At 58.6% G+C, this 24,303-nt stretch carries 10 protein-coding genes; 9 read left to right on the top strand and 1 reads right to left on the bottom strand.

Annotation, left to right across the window (positions count from 1 at the left end; genetic code table 11):
• Positions 1-563: 563 nt before the first annotated feature.
• From V9K67_RS12510 to V9K67_RS12490, 5 genes are all read left to right on the top strand, one after another.
• On the top strand, positions 564-11,819 hold the full coding sequence (locus tag V9K67_RS12510) for a hypothetical protein (protein WP_336722904.1): 11,256 nt from the start codon (positions 564-566) through the stop codon (positions 11,817-11,819).
• 568 nt (positions 11,820-12,387) lie between these two features.
• The gene (locus V9K67_RS12505) at positions 12,388-17,517 is read left to right on the top strand and encodes a T9SS type A sorting domain-containing protein (protein ID WP_336722903.1); all 5,130 of its coding nucleotides are present in this window, start codon (positions 12,388-12,390) and stop codon (positions 17,515-17,517) included.
• Positions 17,518-17,626: 109 nt separating this feature from the next.
• On the top strand, positions 17,627-18,571 hold the full coding sequence (locus tag V9K67_RS12500; protein ID WP_336722902.1) for an ABC transporter ATP-binding protein: 945 nt from the start codon (positions 17,627-17,629) through the stop codon (positions 18,569-18,571).
• On the top strand, positions 18,531-19,370 hold the full coding sequence (locus V9K67_RS12495) for an ABC transporter permease (RefSeq protein WP_336722900.1): 840 nt from the start codon (positions 18,531-18,533) through the stop codon (positions 19,368-19,370). The genes V9K67_RS12500 and V9K67_RS12495 overlap by 41 nt, the downstream gene beginning before the upstream one ends.
• Before the next feature lie 12 nt (positions 19,371-19,382).
• A complete protein-coding gene (locus V9K67_RS12490) occupies positions 19,383-20,072 on the top strand; it encodes a LolA family protein (RefSeq protein WP_336722899.1) in 690 nt (229 codons plus the stop codon).
• A gap of 51 nt (positions 20,073-20,123) precedes the next feature.
• Here V9K67_RS12490 and pdxA read toward each other — a convergent pair whose 3' ends face one another.
• Positions 20,124-21,212, bottom strand: a complete 1,089-nt coding sequence (gene pdxA, locus V9K67_RS12485; protein ID WP_336722897.1) for a 4-hydroxythreonine-4-phosphate dehydrogenase PdxA — start codon at positions 21,210-21,212, stop codon at positions 20,124-20,126.
• A gap of 56 nt (positions 21,213-21,268) precedes the next feature.
• Here pdxA and rsmA point away from each other — a divergent pair, with 56 nt between their 5' ends.
• The 4 genes from rsmA (at position 21,269) to V9K67_RS12465 (ending at position 24,005) form a co-directional block, all read left to right on the top strand.
• A complete protein-coding gene (rsmA, locus tag V9K67_RS12480) occupies positions 21,269-22,021 on the top strand; it encodes a 16S rRNA (adenine(1518)-N(6)/adenine(1519)-N(6))-dimethyltransferase RsmA (RefSeq protein ID WP_336722895.1) in 753 nt (250 codons plus the stop codon).
• Positions 22,021-22,962, top strand: coding sequence for an NAD(P)-dependent oxidoreductase (locus V9K67_RS12475; RefSeq protein ID WP_336722893.1), 942 nt, complete (start codon positions 22,021-22,023; stop codon positions 22,960-22,962). The genes rsmA and V9K67_RS12475 overlap by 1 nt, the downstream gene beginning before the upstream one ends.
• A 108-nt stretch (positions 22,963-23,070) precedes the next feature.
• A complete protein-coding gene (gene greA, locus V9K67_RS12470) occupies positions 23,071-23,544 on the top strand; it encodes a transcription elongation factor GreA (RefSeq protein ID WP_336722891.1) in 474 nt (157 codons plus the stop codon).
• 71 nt (positions 23,545-23,615) lie between these two features.
• Positions 23,616-24,005: an HIT family protein gene (locus tag V9K67_RS12465; protein ID WP_336722890.1), complete on the top strand. Its 390-nt coding sequence runs from the start codon at positions 23,616-23,618 to the stop codon at positions 24,003-24,005.
• Positions 24,006-24,303: the final 298 nt, after the last annotated feature.

The following is a 24,303-nucleotide window of genomic DNA, read 5'->3' as shown; positions in this document are numbered from 1 at the left end:
GGTTTTGCAGCGGATTTTGTTTCGTTTCCTTCAGGAAAGTTTCTACACGGGCTTCAACAAACTGCCTATAAAAACAAATGCCAGGGGAAGATTGGAGGTGGTTGATTTAGAATATGTTGAGAAAAATGCTCCTTTGATCCTGTAATCAGCTGTCCGCCCGAAGGAATGCTTCCCGATTTTATTAAGCGAAAACGTCTAATGATTTTAAAGGGTTGGCCTTAACGCACAGGGCAGGCCTATTTGCCTGGAAGACAGAATGGTAGAGGCTCTCAGCCGAATTGAAAATTAAAAGTTTTCCCGATTCCCCATTTCATCAGGGCGCCTTCGCCCATTTTTTACAACGGGGATATGGAGCAGAACGCCAAAAATGGCAACTTCTTTGCAAAATTTTGAAAGGATATACCTGCTCCTTTGATGCTGCTAGGTAAAAGGAAGCAAGTGTCTTATACATTCCGAAAATAAAGAGGCTGTATCCATGGAGAGGGTTCAACGGGTAGCAGGTGCAGGAAGTCGGTAGCCTTGCTTTCATTTTCAAAATTTTCAGTCCTAATAGTGCCTATTCTATGAGAGAAATGTACACGAAGCTTTCTTTGCTGGGAGTTGTTTTATGCCTGTGCGCCCTTACGTTTACCGGGAGGGCCCAATCACCGGGATTGATCATTCAGCCGCCCACCAATACGCGGAGCGCGGTGCTCGATCCCAACCAGGACGGGTATACATCGGCCACTACCAGCGGCTTTTCCTCCTCCGACGTGGGAGCCGGCAACAGCGAGATCCCCTACAAAACCGTTCCACCTTTCGTGGTGGAGCCGACATCGGACCTGTTGCGGGGACCAAACACCCGTTTTACCGACCTGGTTCGCTCCGCCGATGGCACGGAGAGCGGCTTTTACATTTATAACGACGGCACCAATATTCTATTCCGCCTCCGCTTGGGCAGTATCGTCAGCGGGGCCAAGGGATACAGCATCCTGCTGGATACGGACCTTAAGTTTGGCGGCAGCGGCCCTTATGCCGATCCCAATTACCGGCCCGCCACAACCGGCATCAACGGCAACCCGGGCTTCGAGCTGGAGATCGTGCTGGAAACAGGCTTCCAGGTGGCAGTATACAACGTGGACGGCCAGGATGCCGCAACCAACCCCGTCAGGACCTATCCCCTGAATTCCAGTCATATCGTTTCCATCGCCCGGTCAACGGTATCGGGAGACAATGATTACTTATACGATTTTTATGTGCCCATTGCCGACCTGGCGCCTTACGGGGTAACGGCTTCCACGCCCCTGCGCCTGGCAGCCACCACGGTGATGGCGCCGAAAGGGGCGGTGGGCGGTCCGAAGTCGGATACGTACGGCTTTAATGACGCCCTCTATAATAACTATATGCGGAGCTGGGAAACGGTGGTGAATGCCCAGCCCGCCTTTCGCTTTTCCGATGTCACCAATGCCGGCGCCGGCATCCAGGCCACCTGTACGGCGGCGCCCACGCTGAACGCACCCATAGGTGCCGGTACGGTGAACATCAGCGGCCGGTGGACGGCGGCAGACCCCACTTCGGTACCGCAGACCGCCGTGATCACCCTGTACAAAAACGGCGTGGCCTGGCCTACGACGGCCACCATAAGCAGCGGCGGCACCTGGACCATCTCCAACGTTACGGCGGCGGCCAACGACGTTTTCTATGCCAAAGCCCAGGCTTCGGGCGAGTCGTCCTGCCTCCAGTCCAACTCCGTAAGGGTAGTGGGCTGCACCAACCTTACTTCTTCCACCGGCTTTGCCGTTACCTGCGCCACCGTCCGGGGCATCAGCGGTACGCGGCCTGCCGGAACCTCGGTACGGATTTACAGCCAGACGTCCACCGGCACCACCTTATATGCTTCGGATGCTGCCGCCTCTCCCACGGGCTTCCTGGTTACCTACCCCACCGCTACCACCTGGGAGTACCAGGGGGCCAATACGCAAAACAACGATCCCTGCGGTGGCGGCTCTCCGGATATTCCCGCGGGCAGCTATGCCTATACGGTGCAGGCCCCGGGCCAGTGCGAATCGGATTTTATACGCTCCTGTATCGGTTTGACGCAAACAGCCGATCCCACCATTACCCAGGCCACCTTCTATTCCGGTACCAATACGGTATCGGGCACGGCGGCGGCAAATTCCTTTATCCGCCTGTACAGCAACGGCCAGTTGTATGGCACCACTACGGCAGGTGCCGGCGGCGCCTATACTTTTGCCAATGTGGTCATGAATGCGGGCGACGTGCTGGGCGTATCGGCCCAGTCTTCCGGCCTCTGCGCCAGCAACCGCGTTACCCGTTCGGTCACCTGCTTTACCACCCAGCCCACGATCACCACCAATGCCTCCGGAAGCCTGGTGGCAGGCGCCAATTCCATCAGCGGTACTTCCACGGAACCCGCCGGCACCATTATCCGGGTGTACAATTCTTCCAACACGCAGGTGGGCAGCAATGCCGTGGTGGGCGCCAACGGCCAATGGACCGTTACTACCACGGTGGTGGCAGGACAAACCTATTATGCCACCGCGCAGAACGGCACCTGTTCGGTAAGTGCCGCCTCCGGTACGGCCACCGTTTTAAGTGCTCCCAGTACCGTCTGTGCCAGCGTAACCGGTACGTATGCGGAAACCACCGGTCCTGTAACGGTAACCGGGACCTTTTCAGCTCCCTTCACCGGAACGGTACGCCTGCTGCAGGACAGCGATACCATTGGCGCGGCTACTGTAAGCGGCGCTACCACCTGGAGCATTACCGTCAACAACAACACTGCGGCTGCGGGCTACAACATCCTGTATGCCGGCGGTGTGCTCACCGCCGCTACCCAGGCTACGGGTGCGGCCGTAAGTGCTCCCTGCGGATCGTCCGTAACGGTAGGCTGCCGGCCTATTGGCACCGCCTTTACTGTTTCCCCGGGCGGATCCTCTACCCTGGCTGCTCCTTATTATATAGGTGCCGCCACCCAGACCATCACGGTTACGGGGGCGGAAACAGGCGTGCTGTACATTCTTGAAGATGCCGCTACGGGCGCGGACCTGGCAAAACCCCTGTATCCTTCGGGCGGCGTGGTCACCTTCAGCAATGTCACCATGCCCACAACGGCGGGGATCTACAACTGGCGCGTACGGGCAACCCGGTTCTCCGATAATTGCACCGACGTTTCCAAAAACATTTATTACCAGATCACCAATGCGGGTCCCGATGCGGTCCCGGATGCGGTGGACCAGGATGACGACGAGGACGGCATCCCCGACACGGTGGAAAGCGGCGGCCTGGATGCAACCGGCGATGCGGACAACGACGGCATTCCCAATTACCGCGATGCCCAGTTCTGCACCCTGAATGCGGCCGGCGTATGCGCCAGCCTGGATAAGGACGGCGACGGCATCATCAACCAGTTTGACCTCGACTCCGACAACGACGGTATCCCCGATATCGTGGAAGCCGGCGGCGTGGACACCAACGGCGATGGCCGCGCAGACTACAGCGGCACCTTTGCGGCCAACGACTCCGATAACGACGGCCTGATCAACAGGTACGATCCGACCACCGGCGGTACGGCCATTGCCAACCTCGATACCGACGGCGACGGCATCGCCAACTACCTGGACCTTGACTCCGACAACGATGGCATCGCCGACGTGGCCGAAGTGGGGGGCGTGGACGCCAACGGCGACGGCCGCCTGGACAACTTTAACGATACCGATAGGGACGGCCTGGACGATACCGTGGACGGCGACGTGGGCAACGACGGCACGGCGGAGAATACCGCCAAAGCCCTGCTCCTTACCGGGGCCGATGCTAACAACGACGGCCGGCCGGATACCTACCCGCAAGGCATTAATAATACCGATGGCGCCGGCCTGCCCAATCCGTATGACCTGGACAGCGATGGCGACGGCCTTTCCGACATTACCGAGGCCGGTGGTACCGATAATAACAATGACGGTAAGGTGGATACCTTCACCGACAGCGACGGCGACGGCTTTGCCAACGCGTACGACGGCGATGCCAATAACGACGGCACGGCGGAGAACACGGCCAATACCCTGCTTTCCACCGGGCCGGATGCCAACGACGATGGAAAGGCCGACGCTTATACAAAGGCCAATGCCGACGGTGCGGGCCTGCCCAACCCTTATGACCTGGATTCGGACAACGACGGTGTGCCCGACCTGATCGAGCAGGGCGGTGCGGACAACGACGGCGACGGACGGGTGGATGGCAGCAGCGATGCCGACGGCAACGGCTGGCAGAACGCCTACGATCCCACGCAGGGCGGCATCAACCTCAAAACCCTGGACGCCAACGGCGCCGCTACCGGCGGCAGCGTCTTTGACTTCGACGGCGACGGTGTGGCCAACTACCTCGACCTCGACTCCGATGGCGATGGTATTCCGGACCTCATCGAGCAGGGTGGCGTGGACAGCAACAACGACGGCAAGGTGGACGCCACCGCCGATGTGGACAACGACGGCTTTGCCGACAGCGTGGACCCGGTGAACAACAGCACGTCGGCGGCTTTGGGTACGGCGCTCATTACCGCCTCCGGTCCTTTGAGCAACAGCCTGCCCACCGTTTATTCGGCAGGTGACAACCTGGATGGTACCGGCCTGGTCAACATGCTGGACCTGGACGCCGATGGCGACGGCATACTGGACGTACGCGAAGCCGGTCTGGCCGACAGCGATAATAATGGTATAGCCGATGGTACCACGGGTGCCGACGGCTGGAGCGATACGGTGGATGCCCTGGCATCGCTGAACCTGCCCAATACCGATGCAAAGGGTGGCGCCAACTACCTCGATATCGACTCGGATGACGACGGTATCCCGGATATCATCGAAGGACAGACCACGGTGGGTTACGTGGCTCCGTCGGGGGCTGACAGCGATGCCGACGGCATCGACGATGCCTACGACAACAACGACGCGGCTTATGCCGGGGGCGCCAATAACGGCATTGCCCCCGTCAATACCGGCAACGTGGACGAGCCGGATTATATCGACACGGATTCGGACAATGATGGCGTGCCGGACCGCATCGAAGGCTGGGATACCAATGGCAACAACAGCATCGGCGCGGGCGAAATCGCCTACGTGGGCACTACCGATACCGATGGCGACGGCCTGCTGGACGAGTACGATGTCAATGATGCGGCTACCAATCCTACCAACAACACCACGCCTTCGTCCTATCCCAACGTGGACAATCCCTCCACACCGGAAAGGGACTGGCGGGAGGACCTGGATACCGACAACGACGGTGTGCCCGATACGGTGGACGCGGACGATGACAACGACGGCATTCCCGATACGGTGGAAAGCTACGGCGTGGACCCGCTGGGTGATGCCGATAACGACGGCATCCCCAATTACCGCGATACTACCCCCATCGCGGGTGTGCCGGCCTTTACCGACAGCAACGGCGATGGCATCAACGACGCCTTCGATGCCGACAGGAACGGCATCATCAATGCCTTTGACCTGGACAGCGACAACGACGGCATCCCCGACCTGGTGGAAGCCGGCGGCGTGGACACCAACGGCGATGGCCGGGTGGACGGTCCCTTTACCGACACCAACGGCAATGGCGTGGCGGATAAATACGATCCGTCGGCCGGCGGAACGGCCATTGCCAACCTCGATACCGACAAGGACGGTATACCCAACGCTTATGACCTGGATTCCGATAACGACGGCTTACCGGATGTGCTGGAGGCCGGCGGTACCGATACCGACAACGATGGGGAGTTTGATCCCGCTACCGATACGGACAGCGACGGCCTGGCCGACGCGGTGGACGGCGACGTGGGCAACGACGGCGTTGCGGAGAACTTTGCCAATGTATTAATATATACAGGGCCTGATAACAACGGCGATGGCCGTCCCGACACTTATCCAAAGGCCAATGCCGATGCCGGCGACCTGCCCAACCCCTACGACCTGGATTCGGACAACGACGGCGTGCCCGACCTCATTGAACAGGGCGGCGTGGACAGCAACGGCGACGGACGGATCGACGTGATCAGCGATCCGGACGGCGACGGCTGGCAGAACAGCTACGATCCCACGCAGGGCGGCATCAACCTCAAAACGCTCGACGCCAACGGCGCCGGTGCCGGCGGCGGCGTGTACGACTTCGACGGCGACGGAGTGCCCAACTACTTCGACCTGGATAGCGATGGCGACGGTATTCCCGACATCATCGAGCAGGGTGGGGTGGACAGCAACAACGACGGCAAGGTGGATGTCACCACCGATGTGGACAACGATGGCTTTGCCGACATCGTGGACCCGCTGAACAACAGCACGTCGGCGGCTTTGGGCACACCCATCATTACCGCTTCCGGTCCTTTGAGCAACAGCCTGCCCACGGTTTACTCCGCCGGCGACAACCTCGACGGCAAAGGCCTGGTCAACATGCTGGACCTGGACGCCGACGACGACGGCATACTGGACGTACGCGAAGCCGGTCTGGCGGATAGTGATACTAATGGCATAGCCGACGGTACCCCGGGTGCCGACGGCTGGAGCGATACGGTGGACGCACTCCCCTCGCTGATCCTGCCTAACCAGGATGCTTTCGGTCGACCCAACTACCTCGATATCGACTCGGATGACGACGGTATCCCGGATATCATCGAAGGACAGACCACCCTGGGTTACGTGGCTCCGTCGGGGGCTGACAGCGATGCCGATGGCATCGACGATGCCTACGACAACAACGACGCGGCTTATGCCGGCGGCGCCAGTAACGGCATTACCCCCGTCAACACCGATGGGGTGGACAACCCTGATTATACGGACATCGGTTCGGACAACGACGGTATCAACGACCGCGTCGAAGGCTGGGACTTTAACGGCAACAACATCATCGACGGCTCGGAGATCGCCTACGTGGGCACTACCGATACCGATGGCGACGGCCTGCTGGACGAGTACGACACCAATAATGCGGCCATCAATCCCACCAACGGCAGAACGCCTTTGTTCCATCCGAATACCGACAACCCCTTCACACCCGAACGGGACTGGAGGGAAGATGTGGATAATGACAATGACGGCATTCCGGATGCGGTGGACGCCGACGATGATAATGACGGCATCCCCGACACGGTGGAAAGCTACGGCGTGGATCCGCTGGGCGACTACGACAACGATGGTATCCGCAACACCTTCGACAGGGACCCGATCCCTGGCGTGCCCCTCTTTGTGGACCGCAACGGCGACAACATCAACGATGCTTTCGATGCCGATCTCAATGGGATCATCAACGCCTTTGACCTGGACAGCGACAACGACGGCATTCCCGATATCGTGGAAGCCGGCGGCGTGGACACCAACGGCGATGGCCGGGTGGACTATGCCGGCACCTTTGCATCCAACGACAGCGACAACGACGGTCTTATTAATATTTATGACGCTTCTACCGGCGGCACGGCCATCGCCAACCTCGATACCGATGGCGACGGCATTACCAACGCCTATGACCTGGATTCCGACAACGACGGCATCGCCGACGTAGCGGAGGTAGGGGGCGTGGATGCCAACGGCGACGGCCGCCTCGATAACGTGACGGATGTGGACAGTGATGGCCTGGCCGATGTGGTGGATGGCGACGTGGGCAACGACGGCACGGCGGAGAACACGGCCAATGCCCTGATCGTAACCGGCACCGATGGCAACAGCGACGGCCGCCCGGATACCTATCCGCAAGGCAGGGCCAATACCGATGGTGGCGGCCTGCCTAATCCCTATGACCTGGATTCGGACAATGACGGCCTGGCCGATATTACCGAGGCCGGCGGCACGGACAATAATAATGATGGCAAGGTGGACACCTTTATCGATACGGACCGCGATGGCCTGGCCGATGCGATCGACGGGGACGCGGGCAATGATGGCACCGCGGAAAATACCGCCAATGCCCTGCTGCCCACCGGCGCCGATGCCAACAACGACGGCAAGGCCGACGCTTATACAAAAGCCAATGCCGATGGCGACAGCCGTCCCAATCCCTATGACCTCGATTCGGATAATGACGGTGTGCCCGACCTGGTGGAAAGCGGCGGCCGCGACAGCAACGGTAACGGTATGATCGATGTGCTGGCGGATGCCGACGGCAACGGCTGGCAGAACGCCTACGATCCCACGCAGGGCGGCATCAACCTCAAAACCCTGGACGCCAACGGCGCCGCTACCGGCGGCAGCGTCTTTGACTTCGATGGCGACGGTGTGGCCAACTACCTCGACCTGGACAGCGATAACGACGGCATTCCCGACATTATCGAACAGGGCGGCGTAGACAGCGATAACGACGGCAAGCTGGACGCCACTGCAGATGTGGACAACGACGGCTTTATCGACAGTGTCGATCCGTTGAACAACAACACTTCGGCAGCTTTGGGTACGGCCATCATCACCACCGGCAGCACATTAGGTACTAATAACCTTCCCACTACCTATTCCACCGGGGACAACTTCGACGGCAAGGGACTGATCAACATGCTCGACCTGGATGCCGATGACGACGGCATACTGGATGTGCGGGAAGCAGGCCTGGCCGATGCCACCAACGACGGCATTGCCGACGGCACCACCGGGGCCGACGGCTGGAGCGATACCGTGGATGCATTGGGTTCACTGACCCTGCCCAACCGGGATGCTTTTGGCGGCGCCAACTACCTGGACATTGACAGCGACAACGACGGTATCCCCGATGTCATCGAAGGACAGCTGACCCTGGCGTACGTGGCGCCTACGGGAACCGACAGCGATGCCGACGGCATTGACGATGCCTACGACAATAACGATGCTGCTTATGCCGGCAACGCGTCCAACGGCATCACGCCGGTGAATACCGATGGTACGGACAATCCCGATTATACCGACCTGGGTTCGGACAACGATGGCGTCAGCGACCGCATCGAAGGCTGGGATACCAACGGCAACAACATAATAGACGGTGCGGAGATCGCTTATGTGGGCACCACCGACAGCGACGGCGATGGCCTGCTGGACGAGTATGATGCCGATGATGCGGCTATTAATCCCACCAACGGGGCCACCCCCTTGTCGTATCCTAATGTGAACACGCCTTCCACGCCGGAAAGAGACTGGAGGGAAATAGGGGATACGGATAATGACGGCATTGACGATATCACGGACCTGGACGATGACAACGACGGCATTCCCGACAAGGCGGAAAGCAGCGGTGTGGATCCGCTGGATGATGCCGATGGCGATGGCATCCGCAACTACATGGATACCAGCCCCGGTTCCGGCCTGCCTGCCTTCACCGATACCAACGGTGACGGGGTGAACGATGCCTATGACAACGATAAGGACGGGCTGATCAATTCATGGGACCTGGACAGCGACAACGACGGCATTGCCGACCTGGTGGAAGCCGGCGGCGTGGACACCAACGGCGACGGCCGGGTGGACTACACCGGTGCCTTCGCTTCCAGCGACAGCGATAACGACGGCCTTATAAATACCTACGATGCCTCCACCGGCGGCACGACCCTGGGCAGTCTCGATACCGACAGCGACGGCGTTGTCAATATCTATGACCTGGATTCCGACAACGACGGCATTCCTGATGTGGCCGAAGTGGGAGGCGTGGATGCCAACGGCGACGGCCGCCTCGACAACTATGGCGATACCGACGGCGACGGCCTGGATGATACCGTGGACGGCGACGTGGGCAACGACGGCACGGCCGAGAATACGGGCAAAGTGTTGCTCCTCACCGGTACGGATGGCAATGGCGACGGCCGCCCGGATACTTATCCGCAAGGCACCGGCAATACCGATGGTGACAACCTGCCCAACCCCTATGACCTGGATTCAGACAATGACGGCCTGGCCGATATTACCGAGGCCGGCGGCACGGACAATAACCATACAGGCAAGGTGGACGCCTTTGACGATGCCGACGGCGATGGCCTGGCGGATGCGATCGACGGCGATGTGGGCAACGATGGTACGGCGGAGAACACGGCCAATACCCTGCTGTCCACCGGCGCCGATGCCAACAACGACGGCAAAGCCGATTCCTATACCAAGGCCAATGCCGATGGCGACAGCCGTCCCAATCCCTACGACCTGGACAGCGACAACGACGCTGTGCCCGACCTCGTCGAACTGGGAGGCGTGGACAACGACGGCGACGGCCGGGTGGACGCCCTCAGTGATGCGGATGGCAACGGCTGGCAGAACAGCTACGATCCTTCGCAGGGCGGCATCAACCTCAAAACCCTGGACGCCAACGGCGGCAGCACGGGCGGCGGTGTATTCGACTTCGATGGCGACGGTGTGGCCAACTACCTCGACCTGGACAGCGATAACGACGGCATTCCGGACATTATCGAACAGGGCGGCGTAGACAGCGACAACGACGGCAAGCTGGATGCTTCGGCCGATGCGGACAACGACGGCTTTATCGACAGTGTCGATCCGCTGAACAACAACACCTCCGCAGCTTTGGGCACGGCCATCATCACCACCGGCAGCACGTTAGGTACTAATAACCTTCCCACTACCTATTCCGCCGGGGACAACTTCGACGGTAAGGGGCTGATCAATATGCTCGACCTGGATGCCGATGACGACGGCATACTGGATGTGCGGGAAGCAGGCCTGGCCGATGCCGCCAACGACGGCATTGCCGACGGCACCACCGGGGCCGACGGCTGGAGCAATACCGTGGATGCATTGGGTTCGCTGGGCTTGCCCAACACCGATGCCTCCGGCAGCGCCGACTTCCTGGATATCGATGCGGATGATGACGGTATTACCGATAACGTAGAGGGGCAGGGTACCTTCAGCTATGTTCCTCCTTCGGGTGTGGACAGCGATGCCGATGGCATAGATGACCAGTATGACAACAATAATGCGTCGTTTGCCGGCCTTGCCTCCAACGGAATTACGCCGGTGAATACCGATGGTGCCGACAATCCCGATTATACCGATACCGATACGGATAATGATGGCCAGGCGGACCTGGTAGAAGGAAACGATTTCAACCGGAATGCCGTGGCGGATGATGTTGTCAGTCTTACCGGCCAGGATACGGACGGCGATGGCCTGGACGATCGCTTCGAAAGCGTGCCGGCGGGCGGCCCTACGGTAACGGTCTACGGCTTCGGCGGTGCCCTCGGCAGCAGTGTTTCTCCTGCCCAGCAGAGCAATATTGCTTCTATCGACCGTGACTGGAGAAATGCAGCCTTTCAACTGGCGGCCACCGTGCTCCCCGTTCGATTCCTCTCCGTGAAAGCCGTGCTGGCAGGCCGAAATGCCCTGGTATCCTGGATGGTGGCCGACGAACAGAACGTGCTGCACTACGAGGTGGAACGCAGCACCAACGGTACCAGCTTTACCGTGGCCGGCACGGTGCCCTACGATTCTGCCCGGTCGGCAGTGAAAGAATACCGGTTCGAAGATGCCCGCTTCCCGGGTGTGCGCACCTGGTACCGCATCCGCCAGGTAGACATCGATGGCAGGTATATGTACAGCGCCGTCGTCAGCCTGGATCCGGGCGCCGGCCTGACCACAGGGCTGGAGGTGTATCCCAACCCGCTGCAGCCCGGTTCGGTCATTTCCATCACCGCCGCCACCAGGCAGAGGGCAGTGCTGGTGCTCTCCGATATGAACGGTCGTATTCTCAGTACCCGCCAGGTGAACCTGGAGAAAGGGAAAAACGCTTTCCCGGCAGGTTTCGCCGGCAGCCTGGCCAACGGCACCTACGTGCTGCGGGCCCTGGTAGACGGCAGGCCGCTGGAGGTGAAGCTGGTGAAATAAAAAAGCAGCCGCAGAAAACAGCCAGATAGGCTAAAGCCAGGAGGTCCATCCTCCTGGCTTTTTGTTTTGGTGCCGGGGAAATTACACATGCCTTCCTTGTGGAAATCTTTTGCGCTTTTCCGGGCACCGATTTAAACAGTGGTTTTACTTACCCTTTTGCCAGGAAATAGCCTGCATGAAAAAAATCACCGACAGAAAAGCCCTTCTGCCGACAAAAAGAGCCATTCCAGCTTTAATAATTGGATTTTCAAAGCGTTAAGTGGAAACAATTATGCTCCTGAGGTATTTTGCATTATAAATCATAATGACCAGTGAAGTGTGTTATCCTTTAGAATTAAATAGAAGCAACCTCTAGTTCGATAATGGCCGGAAAGAATAGTACCGCCGGTTTTTTTTCTCCCTGTTTCGATCCCTGGAAGCGTTTAAAGTGGTGTGATGGAGTACGTGGCTGACGGATCATTAAATGCGCAGGTCTTGTAGCGTTTGCAGCTTTCTTTTTTCACAGGGCTTTCCCTGTTTAGATATTATTCTTTCTGATCATATAGTTCGCCGTACCAATCCCATATTTATGAGAAATTACTCTAAAGCTTCCCTGTTCGTATTTTTCTTCTTTCTCTTTTTGTTTTCCCTGCATGCAGGTGCCCAAACCTATAAGCCCGGGTATATCATCCGGCAGAGCACCAGTGCCGCCGGCAAATTGATTCTCAATCCCAACGGGGATGATTATGCGTCCAAAGCCTCCCTGGGAACCGCCGGTTTCGGAACCGCCGATATTTACAATTCGGAGGTGCCTTACAAAACGGTAAAGGCCTTTTCGCAGGAGCCCAACAGCGACCTGCGCCGCGGGCCGAACCGCCGGTTTTCCGATTATGTTCCCGATTCGTCCAGCAGCGGGTACTATATGTACTTCGATCAGGCCAAACAGGCCCTGATGTTCCGCATGCGCATGGGATCGATCGTCCCCGGAGCCAAAGGATTCAGCGTACTGATCGATGCCGATGGAAAGTTTGGCGCTACCGGCCCGAATGCGGATCCGAACTACGAAGCGGCCACTACCGGCGTTAACGGCAACCCGGGCTTTGAGATCGAGCTGGTGCTGACCACCCAGGCCGCCGGCCAGGTGGGCCTGGAGATCATCAACGTAGACGGTACCAGCAATCCCACGCAGAGAACGACCTTTAATACGTATACCGACTATTCGCAGGTTTCCATTGCCGGCACCAACGATAACGGCGATCCCGACTTTTACCTCGACTGGTATGTTCCCTGGGGCGCCGTAACCGCCCTGGTGCCCTCGCTGAACCTGTCCACTTCTTCGTCCCTGCGGATGATCCCGACTACCGTAATGGCGCCGAAAGGTGCCCTGGGCGGCCCCAAGTCCGATATTTATGGATTGAGCGATGCGAATTATAAAGATGCCAACGCCCAGTACGAGGCCTATATCAATATGCAGCCTTCCATTGTACTGAACCAGTGGCAGGACGCGACCTCCACCACCAGCCCCATGGGCAATATCTGTACGGCCGCACCGGTCCTGACCGCGGTAACCCCCGGCACCGGCTCCGCCCAGGTGACGGTCAGCTGGACCCGCACCAATGCCTCCGCTGCAGCCGGCACGGCCCGGGTGTACCTGTATAAAAACGGTTCGGCTACCTCTTTCGCCGATCAGCTCGTGACTTCAGGCACCCCCTACACCTTTACCGGCCTCTCCATCAACGGCGGTGACGTGATCACTGCTAAAGCGCAGGCCTCCAACGAAAGCATGTGCTATACCAGCAATGCGTATACGGCAACCACCTGTAACAGCCTTACCCGGCCCGCAAAAATTACCAACCTGTGCGTCTCCAACAAGGGCGCCAGCGGCGGCGGCTGGACTACCAACCATTACGTAAGCCTCTGGCGCATGACCGCCGGCGGCATGATCCATATCGCCAGCGGCATTCCCGGCACTACCACCAACTGGGCCAATAACGGCAGCGGTGCCTGGGCTTACTCGGGAGGCTGCGCCGGCAACGGCAATGCCAAGCTGGATTACGGCACCTATATCGCCTACGACTCGGTCCCCGGCGGCTGTATTTCCGCTTACGCCATGGTCTGCAACACCAGCGGTAACGGCGGCACCACCCAGGGCACTTCCCCCGCGATCACCATCAGCAATTCGTCTTCCATAACTCCCTATACGGCCTCCATTTCCGGTACCTACACGCCGGTAAACGCCGCTACCGATAAGGTGCGGGTTTACGTGGACAGCGTTTTAATGGGAACGGCTACTCTCGCTTCCAATACCTGGTCGTACACCTTCAGCGGTGCCAACCTGAGGGCCGGGCAGGTCATTACCGTGACCGGCATGGCGCAGGAAACCGCCAGCACCTTTTATTGCCAGAGCACAGCCCTCGCTACCATCAGCTGCGGCATCACGCCCCCGGTGATCACGACCAATGCCGCCACCGGCCTGCTTTCTGCCGGCCAGACCATTACGGGTACCTCCCCGATGCCTGCCGGCACCTGGGTGGTCTTATATAACAGCAGCAATACCCGTCTGGGCCTGACCACGGTGCAATCCGACGGCTCGTGGACCATGGCCGGCGCTACCTACTTCAGCCCATTTACGGGCACGGCGGTAGCAGGCATCTCTTATTATGCTAAGGATTCAAGCGGCGCCAATTGTGTGGCCACTTCCGGCACCTATGCCACGCCTTCCGGCGTAACGGCTTCCGGCCGTTGCGGTACCATCACGTCGCCGGCTACCATTTATTCCACTACCACTTCGCTGTCGGTAGCGTATAACAGCGCCTCCAGCCTGAAGATCATGCTGTTCGAAGACGGCCAGCTGGTAGATTCTTCGGCTACCCGCCAAACGGGCTCCGGCACCTATAACTTTAACTGGGGCGCCGGCAATTACAAGCTGTATGCAGGTAACGGCGCCACTACCGGCGTATTGTCGGTGGTGGTCCAGGAATGGAGTCCTGCCGCCCAGGAAGCCTTTACCTGCCCGTCCACCTATTACGTGGTCACCAATTGCACGGGCGTATCCGTAGCGACGCCCTCGGTTTCGCCGGCCAGCACCGTCATTGCTCCGAACCATTCCGTTACTTATACGCTGTCCAACCTCACGGCCAATGCCTATTATTCGATCTCGGACAACAGTACGGGCAACGCCCTGGGTGCCGGCGTATGGGCGACCGACCCGGTTCCGGCCTCGGTATCGCTGACCACGGCCAACTTTACCGCCAGCACCGTGGCGAAGATCAACGCCATGACCATGATCGGTTCCGGACCCGCGGCAGGCGAGGTGTGTTATGCCGCCCCTGCTACGGCTTCGATTAGCGTCATCGGCAGCACCACCGATCTCGACGACGACGACGACGGCATTCCCGACACTACCGAAAACGGCGGCGTGGACGCTACCGGCGACGCCGATGCCGATGGCATTCCCAACTACCGCGACGCCAACTCCGGCACCCTGAACGCGGCCGGCGTGCTGGCCAGCCTGGATAAGGACGGCGACGGCATCATCAACCAGTTCGACCTGGACTCGGACAACGACGGCATTCCCGACCTGGTGGAAGCCGGCGGCGTGGACACCAATGGCGACGGGCGTGTGGACTTCACCGTAGCGGCCAACGACAGCGATAACGACGGCCTGGTAAATATTTACGACGCCTCCACCGGCGGCACCGCCCTAGGCGCCCGCGATACGGACGGCGATGGTATCCCCGACTACCTGGACCTGGATTCGGACGATGACGGCATTGCCGACATTACTGAAGCCGGCGGTACCGATGCCAATAACGATGGTAAAGCAGATACCTTCACCGACACCGACAGCGACGGCTATGCCGATGCCCTGGACGGCGACGTGGGCAACGACGGTACGGCGGAAAATACCGCCAATACCCTGCTGGCCACAGGCCCGGACGCCAATAACGACGGCAAGGCCGACTCCTATACAAAAGCCAATGCCGATGGCGACAGCCGTCCCAATCCCTACGACCTGGACAGCGACAACGACGGTATTCCCGACCTGGTCGAGCAGGGCGGCCGCGATACCAACGGCAACGGCATGATCGATGTGCTGGCGGATGCCGACGGCAACGGCTGGCAGGACAGCTACGACCCCACGCAAAGCGGCATCAACCTCAAAACCCTGGACGCTAACAGCTCCGGCCCGGGCGGCGGCATATACGACTTCGATGGCGACGGTGTGGCCAACTACCTCGACCTGGACAGCGATAACGACGGCATTCCGGACATTATCGAACAGGGCGGCGTGGACAGCAACAACGACGGCAAGCTGGATGCCACTGCAGATGTGGACAACGACGGCTTTATCGACAGCGCCGACCCGCTGAACAACAACACCTCCGCGGCTTTGGGTACGGCCCTCATCACCACCGGCAGCACCTTGGGTACCTATAACCTTCCCACTACCTATTCCGCCGGCGACAACTTCGACGGTACCGGCCTGATCAACATGCTGGACCTCGATGCCGACGGCGACGGCATCCTGGATGCCCGTGAAGCCGGCCTGGCCGATGATACCGACAACAACGGTATCGTCAACGGAACGAAGGGCGCCGACGGCTGGAGCGATAACGTAGATGCCCTGGGCGCGTTGAACCTGCCCAATACCGATAACACAGGTGGCGCCAACTACCTGGATATCGACGCCGACAACGACGGCATTACCGATAACGTGGAAGGGCAAACGACGGCCGGCTACCGGGCGCCGCTCGGAACCGACACGGATGCCGACGGTATCGACGACCGCTACGACAATCACATCACCGCTTTTGGCGGCAATGCCTCCAACGGCATTACTCCGGTAAATACCGATGGAATCGATAACCCCGATTATACCGACACCGATACGGACAACGACGGCCAGCTGGATATTGTCGAAGGCAACGATTTCAACAACGATGGCCTGGCGAATGATGCGGTGACCCTGTCCGGTACGGACTCTGACAACGACGGCCTGGACGACCTGTTCGAAAACACGCCTGCAGGCGGTCCGGCGGTGACCATCGCCGGCTTTAGCGGGCCCGCCGCCAGCGGCCGCTCGCCCGCCCAGAAAAGCCTGGCCTCCATGGGTGCCGACCGCGACTGGAGATACTTTGGCTTCCTGCTGCCCCAGGCCACCATCCTGCCGGTACGCTTCGTTTCCGTCAAGGCTGCCCTGAAAGACCGCAGCGCCCTGGTGTCCTGGACCGTGGCCGAAGAAGAAAACGTACTGCACTACGAGGTGGAACGCAGCACCAACGGCACCGACTTCGTGGTGGCCGGAACGGTAGCCTTCGACCCGGTGGCCTCCGTAGTGAAGGAATACCGCTTCGACGACAGCCGCTTCCCCGGCGTACGTACGTGGTACCGCATCCGCCAGGTGGATATCGATGGCAAGTTTATGTACAGCGCCACCGTAAGCGTGGACCCCGCTACTGCCGCTACCGCCAGCCTGAGCGTGTCGCCCAATCCCTTGCAGTCAGCCTCGGCAGTCAGCCTGACCGCCCGCAGCAGCCAGAAAACGTTGCTGGTGGTTTACGACTGGAGCGGCCGGGTGATCCACTCCCGCACCGTGCAGCTGGAGAAAGGAAGGAACCTGTTTCCCCTGAACCTTTCTGCGCAACTGCCCGCCGGTACCTACATCCTGAATGCCGTAGTGGATGGCACGCCGTTGCAGGTGAAGCTGGTAAAATAAAGCCCCCGGTAAGTTTACAAGTTTACGGGTTTACGGGTTTACGAGTTGTTTCCCTACGGGGCAGAACTTGTAAACTCGTAAACTTGTAAACTCGTAAACTTTTTCGTTTATGGTTATTGAAACAGAAAACCTGTCCAAGCATTTTAACGGCCTGCAGGCGGTGAAGGACCTTTCCTTTACCGTGGCCCGTGGGGAGGTGTACGGCTTCCTGGGGCAGAACGGGGCGGGCAAGTCCACCACGCTGCGGATGCTGCTCACCCTCATTACGCCTTCTTCGGGCCGCATCCGCCTCTTTGGAAAAGACCTGCACGCCCACCGCCGGGAAATCCTGCGGCAGGTGGGCGCCATTATCGAAAAGCCCGACCTGTACCTGTACCTGACCGCCCTGCAGAACCTGAGGATGATGGCCCGCCTCAGTGGGGTGCGGGCGACGCAGGGCGAGCTGATGGCCCAGCTGGCCGTCGTCGGCCTGGCCGAAAGGGCCCGGAGCGAGGTGCGGACCTTTTCGCAGGGCATGAAGCAACGCCTGGGCCTGGCCTGCGCCCTGATCCACCAGCCCGGCCTGATCATCCTCGACGAGCCCACCAACGGCCTCGACCCGCAAGGCATCGCCGACATCCGCGGCCTGATTTTACACCTGAGCCGCAATGAAGGAAAAACCCTGGTGGTATCGTCGCACCTGCTCTCCGAAATGGAGGTGCTGGCCGATTCCATGCTCATCATCGACCGGGGTCGGAAGGTGGCCGAAGGAAGGCGGAGCGAACTGCTGAACCCTGCCGACACCCTGATCGAGATCAGCACCACCGACAATGCCGCCGCCCGGCAACAGCTGCAGGCCTCCGGCTGGAGCTCCTGCCTGCAGCCCGCCGCCGACCGCCTGCTGCTGCGCCTGCACCGCAACCGGGTGCCCGAACTGAACCGCAGCCTGGTGGACCTGGGCATAGGGGTGCTGGCCCTGCAGCCCCGCCATTCCTTAGAAGATTATTTCCTTTCCCTCACCAACCCCGTAACCGATGTGGCAGCTAACCCGCCTGGAACTGTTCAAGATCTTTAAAAAGCCGCGCACCTATATTGCCTTCGGCGCCATTGCGGCCATCATCCTCCTGGTGCAGCTGGCCCTCTATATCGACGGCGAGGTGTACCTGGGCTTCCTGATGCAGTCGGTCAATGAAACCTTTGACATCGAAGGCAAAAAGCTGAACGGCTATTTTGTCTGCTTCAACATCCTGCAAACCCTGCTGGTGCATGTGCCGCTGCTGATTGCGCTGGTGGCCGGCGATATGGTGGCCGGCGAAGCCAACCGGGGCACCCTGCGCCTGCTGCTGACCAAGCCGGTGAGCCGGGAGGCCCTGCTGCTCAGTAAGTTCTGGGCCAGCATCCTCTATACCTTCCTGCTCCTGCTGTTCATGGCGGTGCTGGCCCTGTTCGGCTCCATGGCCCTCTTCGGAGTAAGCGACCTGATCGTTTTTAAAAGCGATATGCTCCTCATCCTGCCGCAGAACGATGTGCTCTGGCGTTACGGGGCCGCCTTTGCCTTTGCCCTCCTGTCCATGGTGACCGTAGCCGCCCTGGCGTTCCTGTTTTCCATCTTTGCCGACAATTCCATCGGGCCCATCATCGCCACCATGAGCGTGGTGATCGTGCTGACCATCCTGACCACCATGGATATACCCTTCTTCAATGCCATCAAACCGTTTTTGTTTACCAACCATATGCTGAACTGGAAAGGTTTTTTCGATAACCCCGTCGACAGGGCCGAAGTGTTAAAGTCGGCCGGCGTGCTCCTGTTCCATAGCGTATTCTTCGTTTCTTTGGCGGTGGGTATTTTCCGGAAAAAAGATATCCTGTCCTAAAAACTTTTTGTCATGAAGCGCCTGATCGCCCTGGTTTCCTTTTTTCTTTTTACTGCTGTCCCCCTGTTTGCCCAGGCCGACCTGCTGAAAGCGGTAAAAGCCAAGCTGGATAAAGTGGCCGATTACACCGCCACGGGTAAAATGAACGTGGATGTTTCCTATATCCGGGTGCCGGAAGCGCCGGTGACCGTTTATTACAAGCGGCCCGACAAATTCGCCATCCGCAAGGCCGATGGTCTTTCCATCCTGCCCAAGGGCGGCGCCAGCATCAACGTCAGCACGCTTTTAAGCGGCAGCAATTACTCCGCCGTACCCGCCGGCAAGGCCGTGGTTGGCGGGCTGCCGGTCACTGTGGTGAAGCTGCTGCCCCTGGACGAGAACAGCGATGTGGTGCTGACCACCCTGTACATTGATGAAAAAGCCCTGCTGGTACGCAAGGCGGCCGTGACCACCCGCGACCACGGTTCCTACGAGATTGAAATGGAGTATGGCAAATTCAGCAGCTGGGGCCTGCCCGACAAGGTGGCCTTTGTGTTCAATACCAGCGAATACAAGCTGCCCAAGGGCATTACGTTCGAATACGAAAAGGGAGATAAAAAGCCGGCGCCTGCGGCCAAAAACAAGAAAGGAAAAGTGGAGATCTTCTACTCCAACTACACCATCAACAAGGGGGTCAGCGACGCGGTGTTTAAAAAAGCATAAAAAGGTTTGTGGTTTGCAGTGATCTGCAAACCACAAACTCATCATATCTGATCATCCAATCGATTCGTCGATCCGTTCGTCTTCCACGTTCTTCAATACTTCGGCGGTGATCTTACGCAGGGGGTTTTTGTTGCGCTCCTCGAATTCCTCGCGGTGCCGGATAATGTCCAGGCATTCGAACAGGGCGGAAATGAAGGAGGTCGGGTCCGCTATATTTTTACCGGCGATGTCGAAGGCCGTGCCGTGATCGGGAGAGGTTCGTACGAAGGGAAGACCGGCGGAATAGTTCACGCCCTCGCCCATGGCGATGGTCTTCAGCGGTATGAGGCCCTGGTCGTGGTACATGGCCAGCACGGCGTCGAACTGCAGGTAGCTGCGGCGGGCAAAGAAGGCATCGGCGCTGAAGGGCCCGAACACCAGCATGCCGTGGTGGTTCTTGGCTTCCTTGATCACCGGTTTCAGGATGCGTTCGTCCTCGCTGCCGATCAGGCCCTCGTCGCCGGCATGGGGGTTCAGGCCGAGCACCGCTATTTTGGGCTTGTCGATGCCGAAGTCCTTGCGGAGGCTGTGGTGCAGCAACTGCAGCTTGGAAATGACATTTTCGCGGGTAATATAGCTGGCCACGTCTTTGATCGGCACGTGCTCCGTCACCAGGGCCACCTTCAGGTTGTGGGCGTACAGGATCATCAGCACGTCGCGCACGCCGGCGGCATCCCGCAAATAAGGCGTGTGGCCGGTATAGTTGAATTCTTCGCTTTGCACGTTCTTTTTATGGATGGGGGCGGTGATCAGTCCCTGGATATGGCCTTCACGCAGGGCTTCCACGGCGGCCTGCAGCGAGCGCACGGCATATTTGCCGCCGGTTTCGGTCAGCTGGCCCGGGGTAATGGACACTTCCTCCTCCCAGCAGTTGAACACGTTGACCTGCTTGTGGAAGACTTTGGTAAAATCTTTAATGATCTGGTAGTTGAAATGCGCATCGGTCAGCGACTTGCGGTAGAAGTTCATCAGCTTGCCCGAAGCAAACACCACCGGAGTGCACTGTTCCGTAATGCGGGGATCGGCCAGCGCCCGGATGATCACTTCGGGCCCGATGCCGTTAATATCGCCGCAACTGATGCCTATAATGGGTTTGTTCATCTTGTTTCTATATTAAGAAGGTAAAAGTAATAGTTTACGAGTTTACATTTGCACCCATGTACACGCTGAAAAAGTCGCTGGGACAGCATTTTCTGAAGGACGAAGGGGTCTGCCGCCGCATTGTGGAGGAGCTGACCGCCTGCCCCTTCCGCCAGCTGGTGGAGGTGGGGCCCGGTGGCGGCGCCCTGACCAAGTACCTGCTGCAACTGCCCGAGATCGACTTCAGGGCCGTGGAAGTGGACGAGGAAAAAGTGGTGTACCTCAAAAAGACCTATCCCGTCCTGGCCGACAAGATCATCCACCGCAGTTTTCTGGAGATCGACCCGCCCTTTGCCGGGCCCTTTACCGTGGTCGGCAATTTCCCCTACAACATTTCCACCGAGATCGTTTTCAAGGTGCTGGAGTGGAAAGAACAGGTGGAGTGCATGGTGGGCATGTTCCAGAAAGAGGTGGCCCAGCGCATCGCCGCCCCCCCGGGCAGCAAGGTTTATGGCGTTACCAGCGTACTGGTGCAGGCCTTTTTCGCCGTAACCTATTTATTCGACGTGGACGAAAACAGCTTTAACCCGCCTCCCAAGGTGAAAAGCGGCGTGATCCGCTTTGTTCCCCGCGCCGATAAGGTGGACCTGCGGAGCGAAAAACACTTTTTCAACCTGGTGAAAACGGCTTTCCAGCAACGGCGCAAAACCCTGCGCAACGCCTGCAAGGGCCTGTTTACTGCTGAGGTGCTCCAGCAGGATATCTTTAACAAGAGGGCCGAGCAACTGACCGTTGCCGACTTTGCCCGCTTAACTTTTCTCATGCAATAATGAACGGACAGACAACTAAAAAGATCCTGATCACCGCCCCGGTGCACGAACTCCTGGTCGACCGGTTCACCGCCCTGGGCTATACCCTCCTGAACCAGCCAGCCATCACCTACGAGGAAGCGCTTGCTTCGGTGGGTGCGATCGAGGGGCTGGTAGTGACTACGCGGCTGAAGATCGACCGCCGCCTGCTGGACGCAGCCCCGAACCTGAAGTGGATCGGCCGCCTGGGCAGCGGCATGGAGCTGATCGATGCCGACTATGCCGAAAGCAAAGGCATTTTGTGCGTCAGCACCCCGGAGGGCAACAGCAATGCCGTGGCCGAGCACGTGCTGGGACTGCTGCTGAACCTGCTGAACAACGTTTCCCGCTCCTTCAACGAAATCCGCCAGGGCGTCTGGCTGCGCAATGAAAACCGCGGCGTGGAGCTCAGCGGCAAAACCGTGGGCATCATCGGTTATGGCAACAACGGTTCGGCCTTCGCCCGCCTGCTGCAATGCTTTGGCGTAACGGTGCTGGCCTGCGATAAATACAAGTCGGGCTTCGCGGGCGGCTTCATCCGGGAAGCCAGCATGGAAGAGATCTGCCGCCAGGCTGACGTCATCAGCCTGCACGTGCCGCTGACCGACGAGACCTACCACCTGGCGAATGCCGCATTTTTTGCCGCCTGCCGCCAGCGGCCGTATTTTATGTCGGCCTGCCGCGGCCCGGTAACGGACACCGCCGCGCTGATCGATGCGCTGAAAAGCGGCCAGGTGTCCGGCGCCGCCCTCGACGTGCTGGAAAATGAAAAGTTCGCTACCTATAGCGAAACGCAAAAAGAGCAGCTGGCGTTCCTGACCAGCCAGCCCAACGTAGTGCTGACCCCCCACATTGCGGGCTACAGCGTGGAGGCCTACCGCAAAATGGCCGAAGTGCTGCTGCGCAAGCTGGGCATGGCGTAGGGGATTTCCATTTCTTCGATACATAATTATTTTTATCTTTGTCGGAGCAACGCTTCAGTATTTACTGGGGCGTTGCTATTTTTTTCGTTTATCTCAAAAGCCATTAGTATGAGTAGCATACAATATGTGACCAAGGAAACACTGGAACAAATGCGGGCGGAACTTCAGCACTTGAGGTCGGTTGACCGTCCGGCAGCCTCGCGGGCCATCGCCGAAGCCAGGGAAAAGGGCGATCTGCGGGAAAATGCCGAGTACGACGCCGCCAAGGAAGCGCAGGGTTTGCTGGAAGCTAAGATCGCGGCGCTGGAAGGACAGATCGCTACCGCCCGCATTGTGGATGAAACCACCATCGATACCAGCAAAGTATCTATATTGACCAAGGTAAAACTGACCAACCTCAATACAAAGAAACAGGTGACCTACCAGATCGTGAGCGAAAAGGAGGCCGACCTGAAAGCCGGCAAGATCTCCAGCTCTTCGCCCATCGGCAAAGGCCTGCTGGGCAAACAGGTAGGCGAGATCGCCGAAGTGACCGCCCCCGCCGGTGTCATCAAATTCAAGGTGGAAGAAATCTCTATCTAGCCAGATAAGTTTGGAATTTGAAGTTTGAAGTTTTAGCTTAACTCCTGATTTTAAATTCCAAACTTTTTACAATGACCATCTTTTCCAAAATTATCGCCGGCGACATCCCCTCGTACAAGATCGCCGAAAATGATAAGTTCTTTGCCTTCCTCGACATCGCTCCCCTGCGCGAAGGCCATACCCTGGTGATTCCGAAGGTGGAAGTGGATAACCTCTTCGACCTGGGAGACGACTACCTGTCGGAGCTCCTGGTATTTGCCCGTCCCATTGCCAAAGCCATTGAAAAAGCCTTTTCCTGTAATCGTTGCGGCATCACCGTTATCGGCCTCGACGTTCCTCACGCCCATGTACACCTGCTCCCTATTAACGGCGCCAACGACCTCAATTTTACTCAGTCCCATTCCAAAGCCTCAGAAGAGCAGCTCAAAGGGGCGCAGGCGAAGATTTTGGAACAGCTTTAGAAGTTCCTGCGTTTCTAAGTTGGTGTAATACCGTTTTAATTATTGTTGACCGGGATGGCCCGGAAGCCCGCAGGGCTTCAACAAAAGTAGCCCCGGGTGCAACCCGGGGTCAGCAGTAGGTAGGCATTCCAACCCCAACGGGGTTGAATGTGGAACCCACAGCAAACGGTCAGTCAGGGATCTGAAAGGCTTTGCGAAGAGGCCTTTAGCAGTGAAACTGTTGTAAATCGAACAGGACACATTCAACCCCATCCGGGGTTGAGGCTGATGAACTACGGCTGACCCCGGGTTGCACCCG

The organism is Huijunlia imazamoxiresistens, from assembly GCF_037132455.1.
Lineage (GTDB): Bacteria > Bacteroidota > Bacteroidia > Chitinophagales > Chitinophagaceae > Flavisolibacter > Flavisolibacter imazamoxiresistens.
Note: the sequence above shows the minus strand (reverse complement) of the source record. Positions and strands in the feature narration are given on the sequence as shown.

Coding starts and splice junctions, on each gene's coding strand:
- V9K67_RS12510 (WP_336722904.1), top strand. CDS start 564: ATGAGAGAAATGTACACGAAGCTTTCTTTGCTGGGAGTTGTTTTATGC.
- V9K67_RS12505 (WP_336722903.1), top strand. CDS start 12,388: ATGAGAAATTACTCTAAAGCTTCCCTGTTCGTATTTTTCTTCTTTCTC.
- V9K67_RS12500 (WP_336722902.1), top strand. CDS start 17,627: ATGGTTATTGAAACAGAAAACCTGTCCAAGCATTTTAACGGCCTGCAG.
- V9K67_RS12495 (WP_336722900.1), top strand. CDS start 18,531: ATGTGGCAGCTAACCCGCCTGGAACTGTTCAAGATCTTTAAAAAGCCG.
- V9K67_RS12490 (WP_336722899.1), top strand. CDS start 19,383: ATGAAGCGCCTGATCGCCCTGGTTTCCTTTTTTCTTTTTACTGCTGTC.
- pdxA (WP_336722897.1), bottom strand. CDS start 21,212: ATGAACAAACCCATTATAGGCATCAGTTGCGGCGATATTAACGGCATC.
- rsmA (WP_336722895.1), top strand. CDS start 21,269: ATGTACACGCTGAAAAAGTCGCTGGGACAGCATTTTCTGAAGGACGAA.
- V9K67_RS12475 (WP_336722893.1), top strand. CDS start 22,021: ATGAACGGACAGACAACTAAAAAGATCCTGATCACCGCCCCGGTGCAC.
- greA (WP_336722891.1), top strand. CDS start 23,071: ATGAGTAGCATACAATATGTGACCAAGGAAACACTGGAACAAATGCGG.
- V9K67_RS12465 (WP_336722890.1), top strand. CDS start 23,616: ATGACCATCTTTTCCAAAATTATCGCCGGCGACATCCCCTCGTACAAG.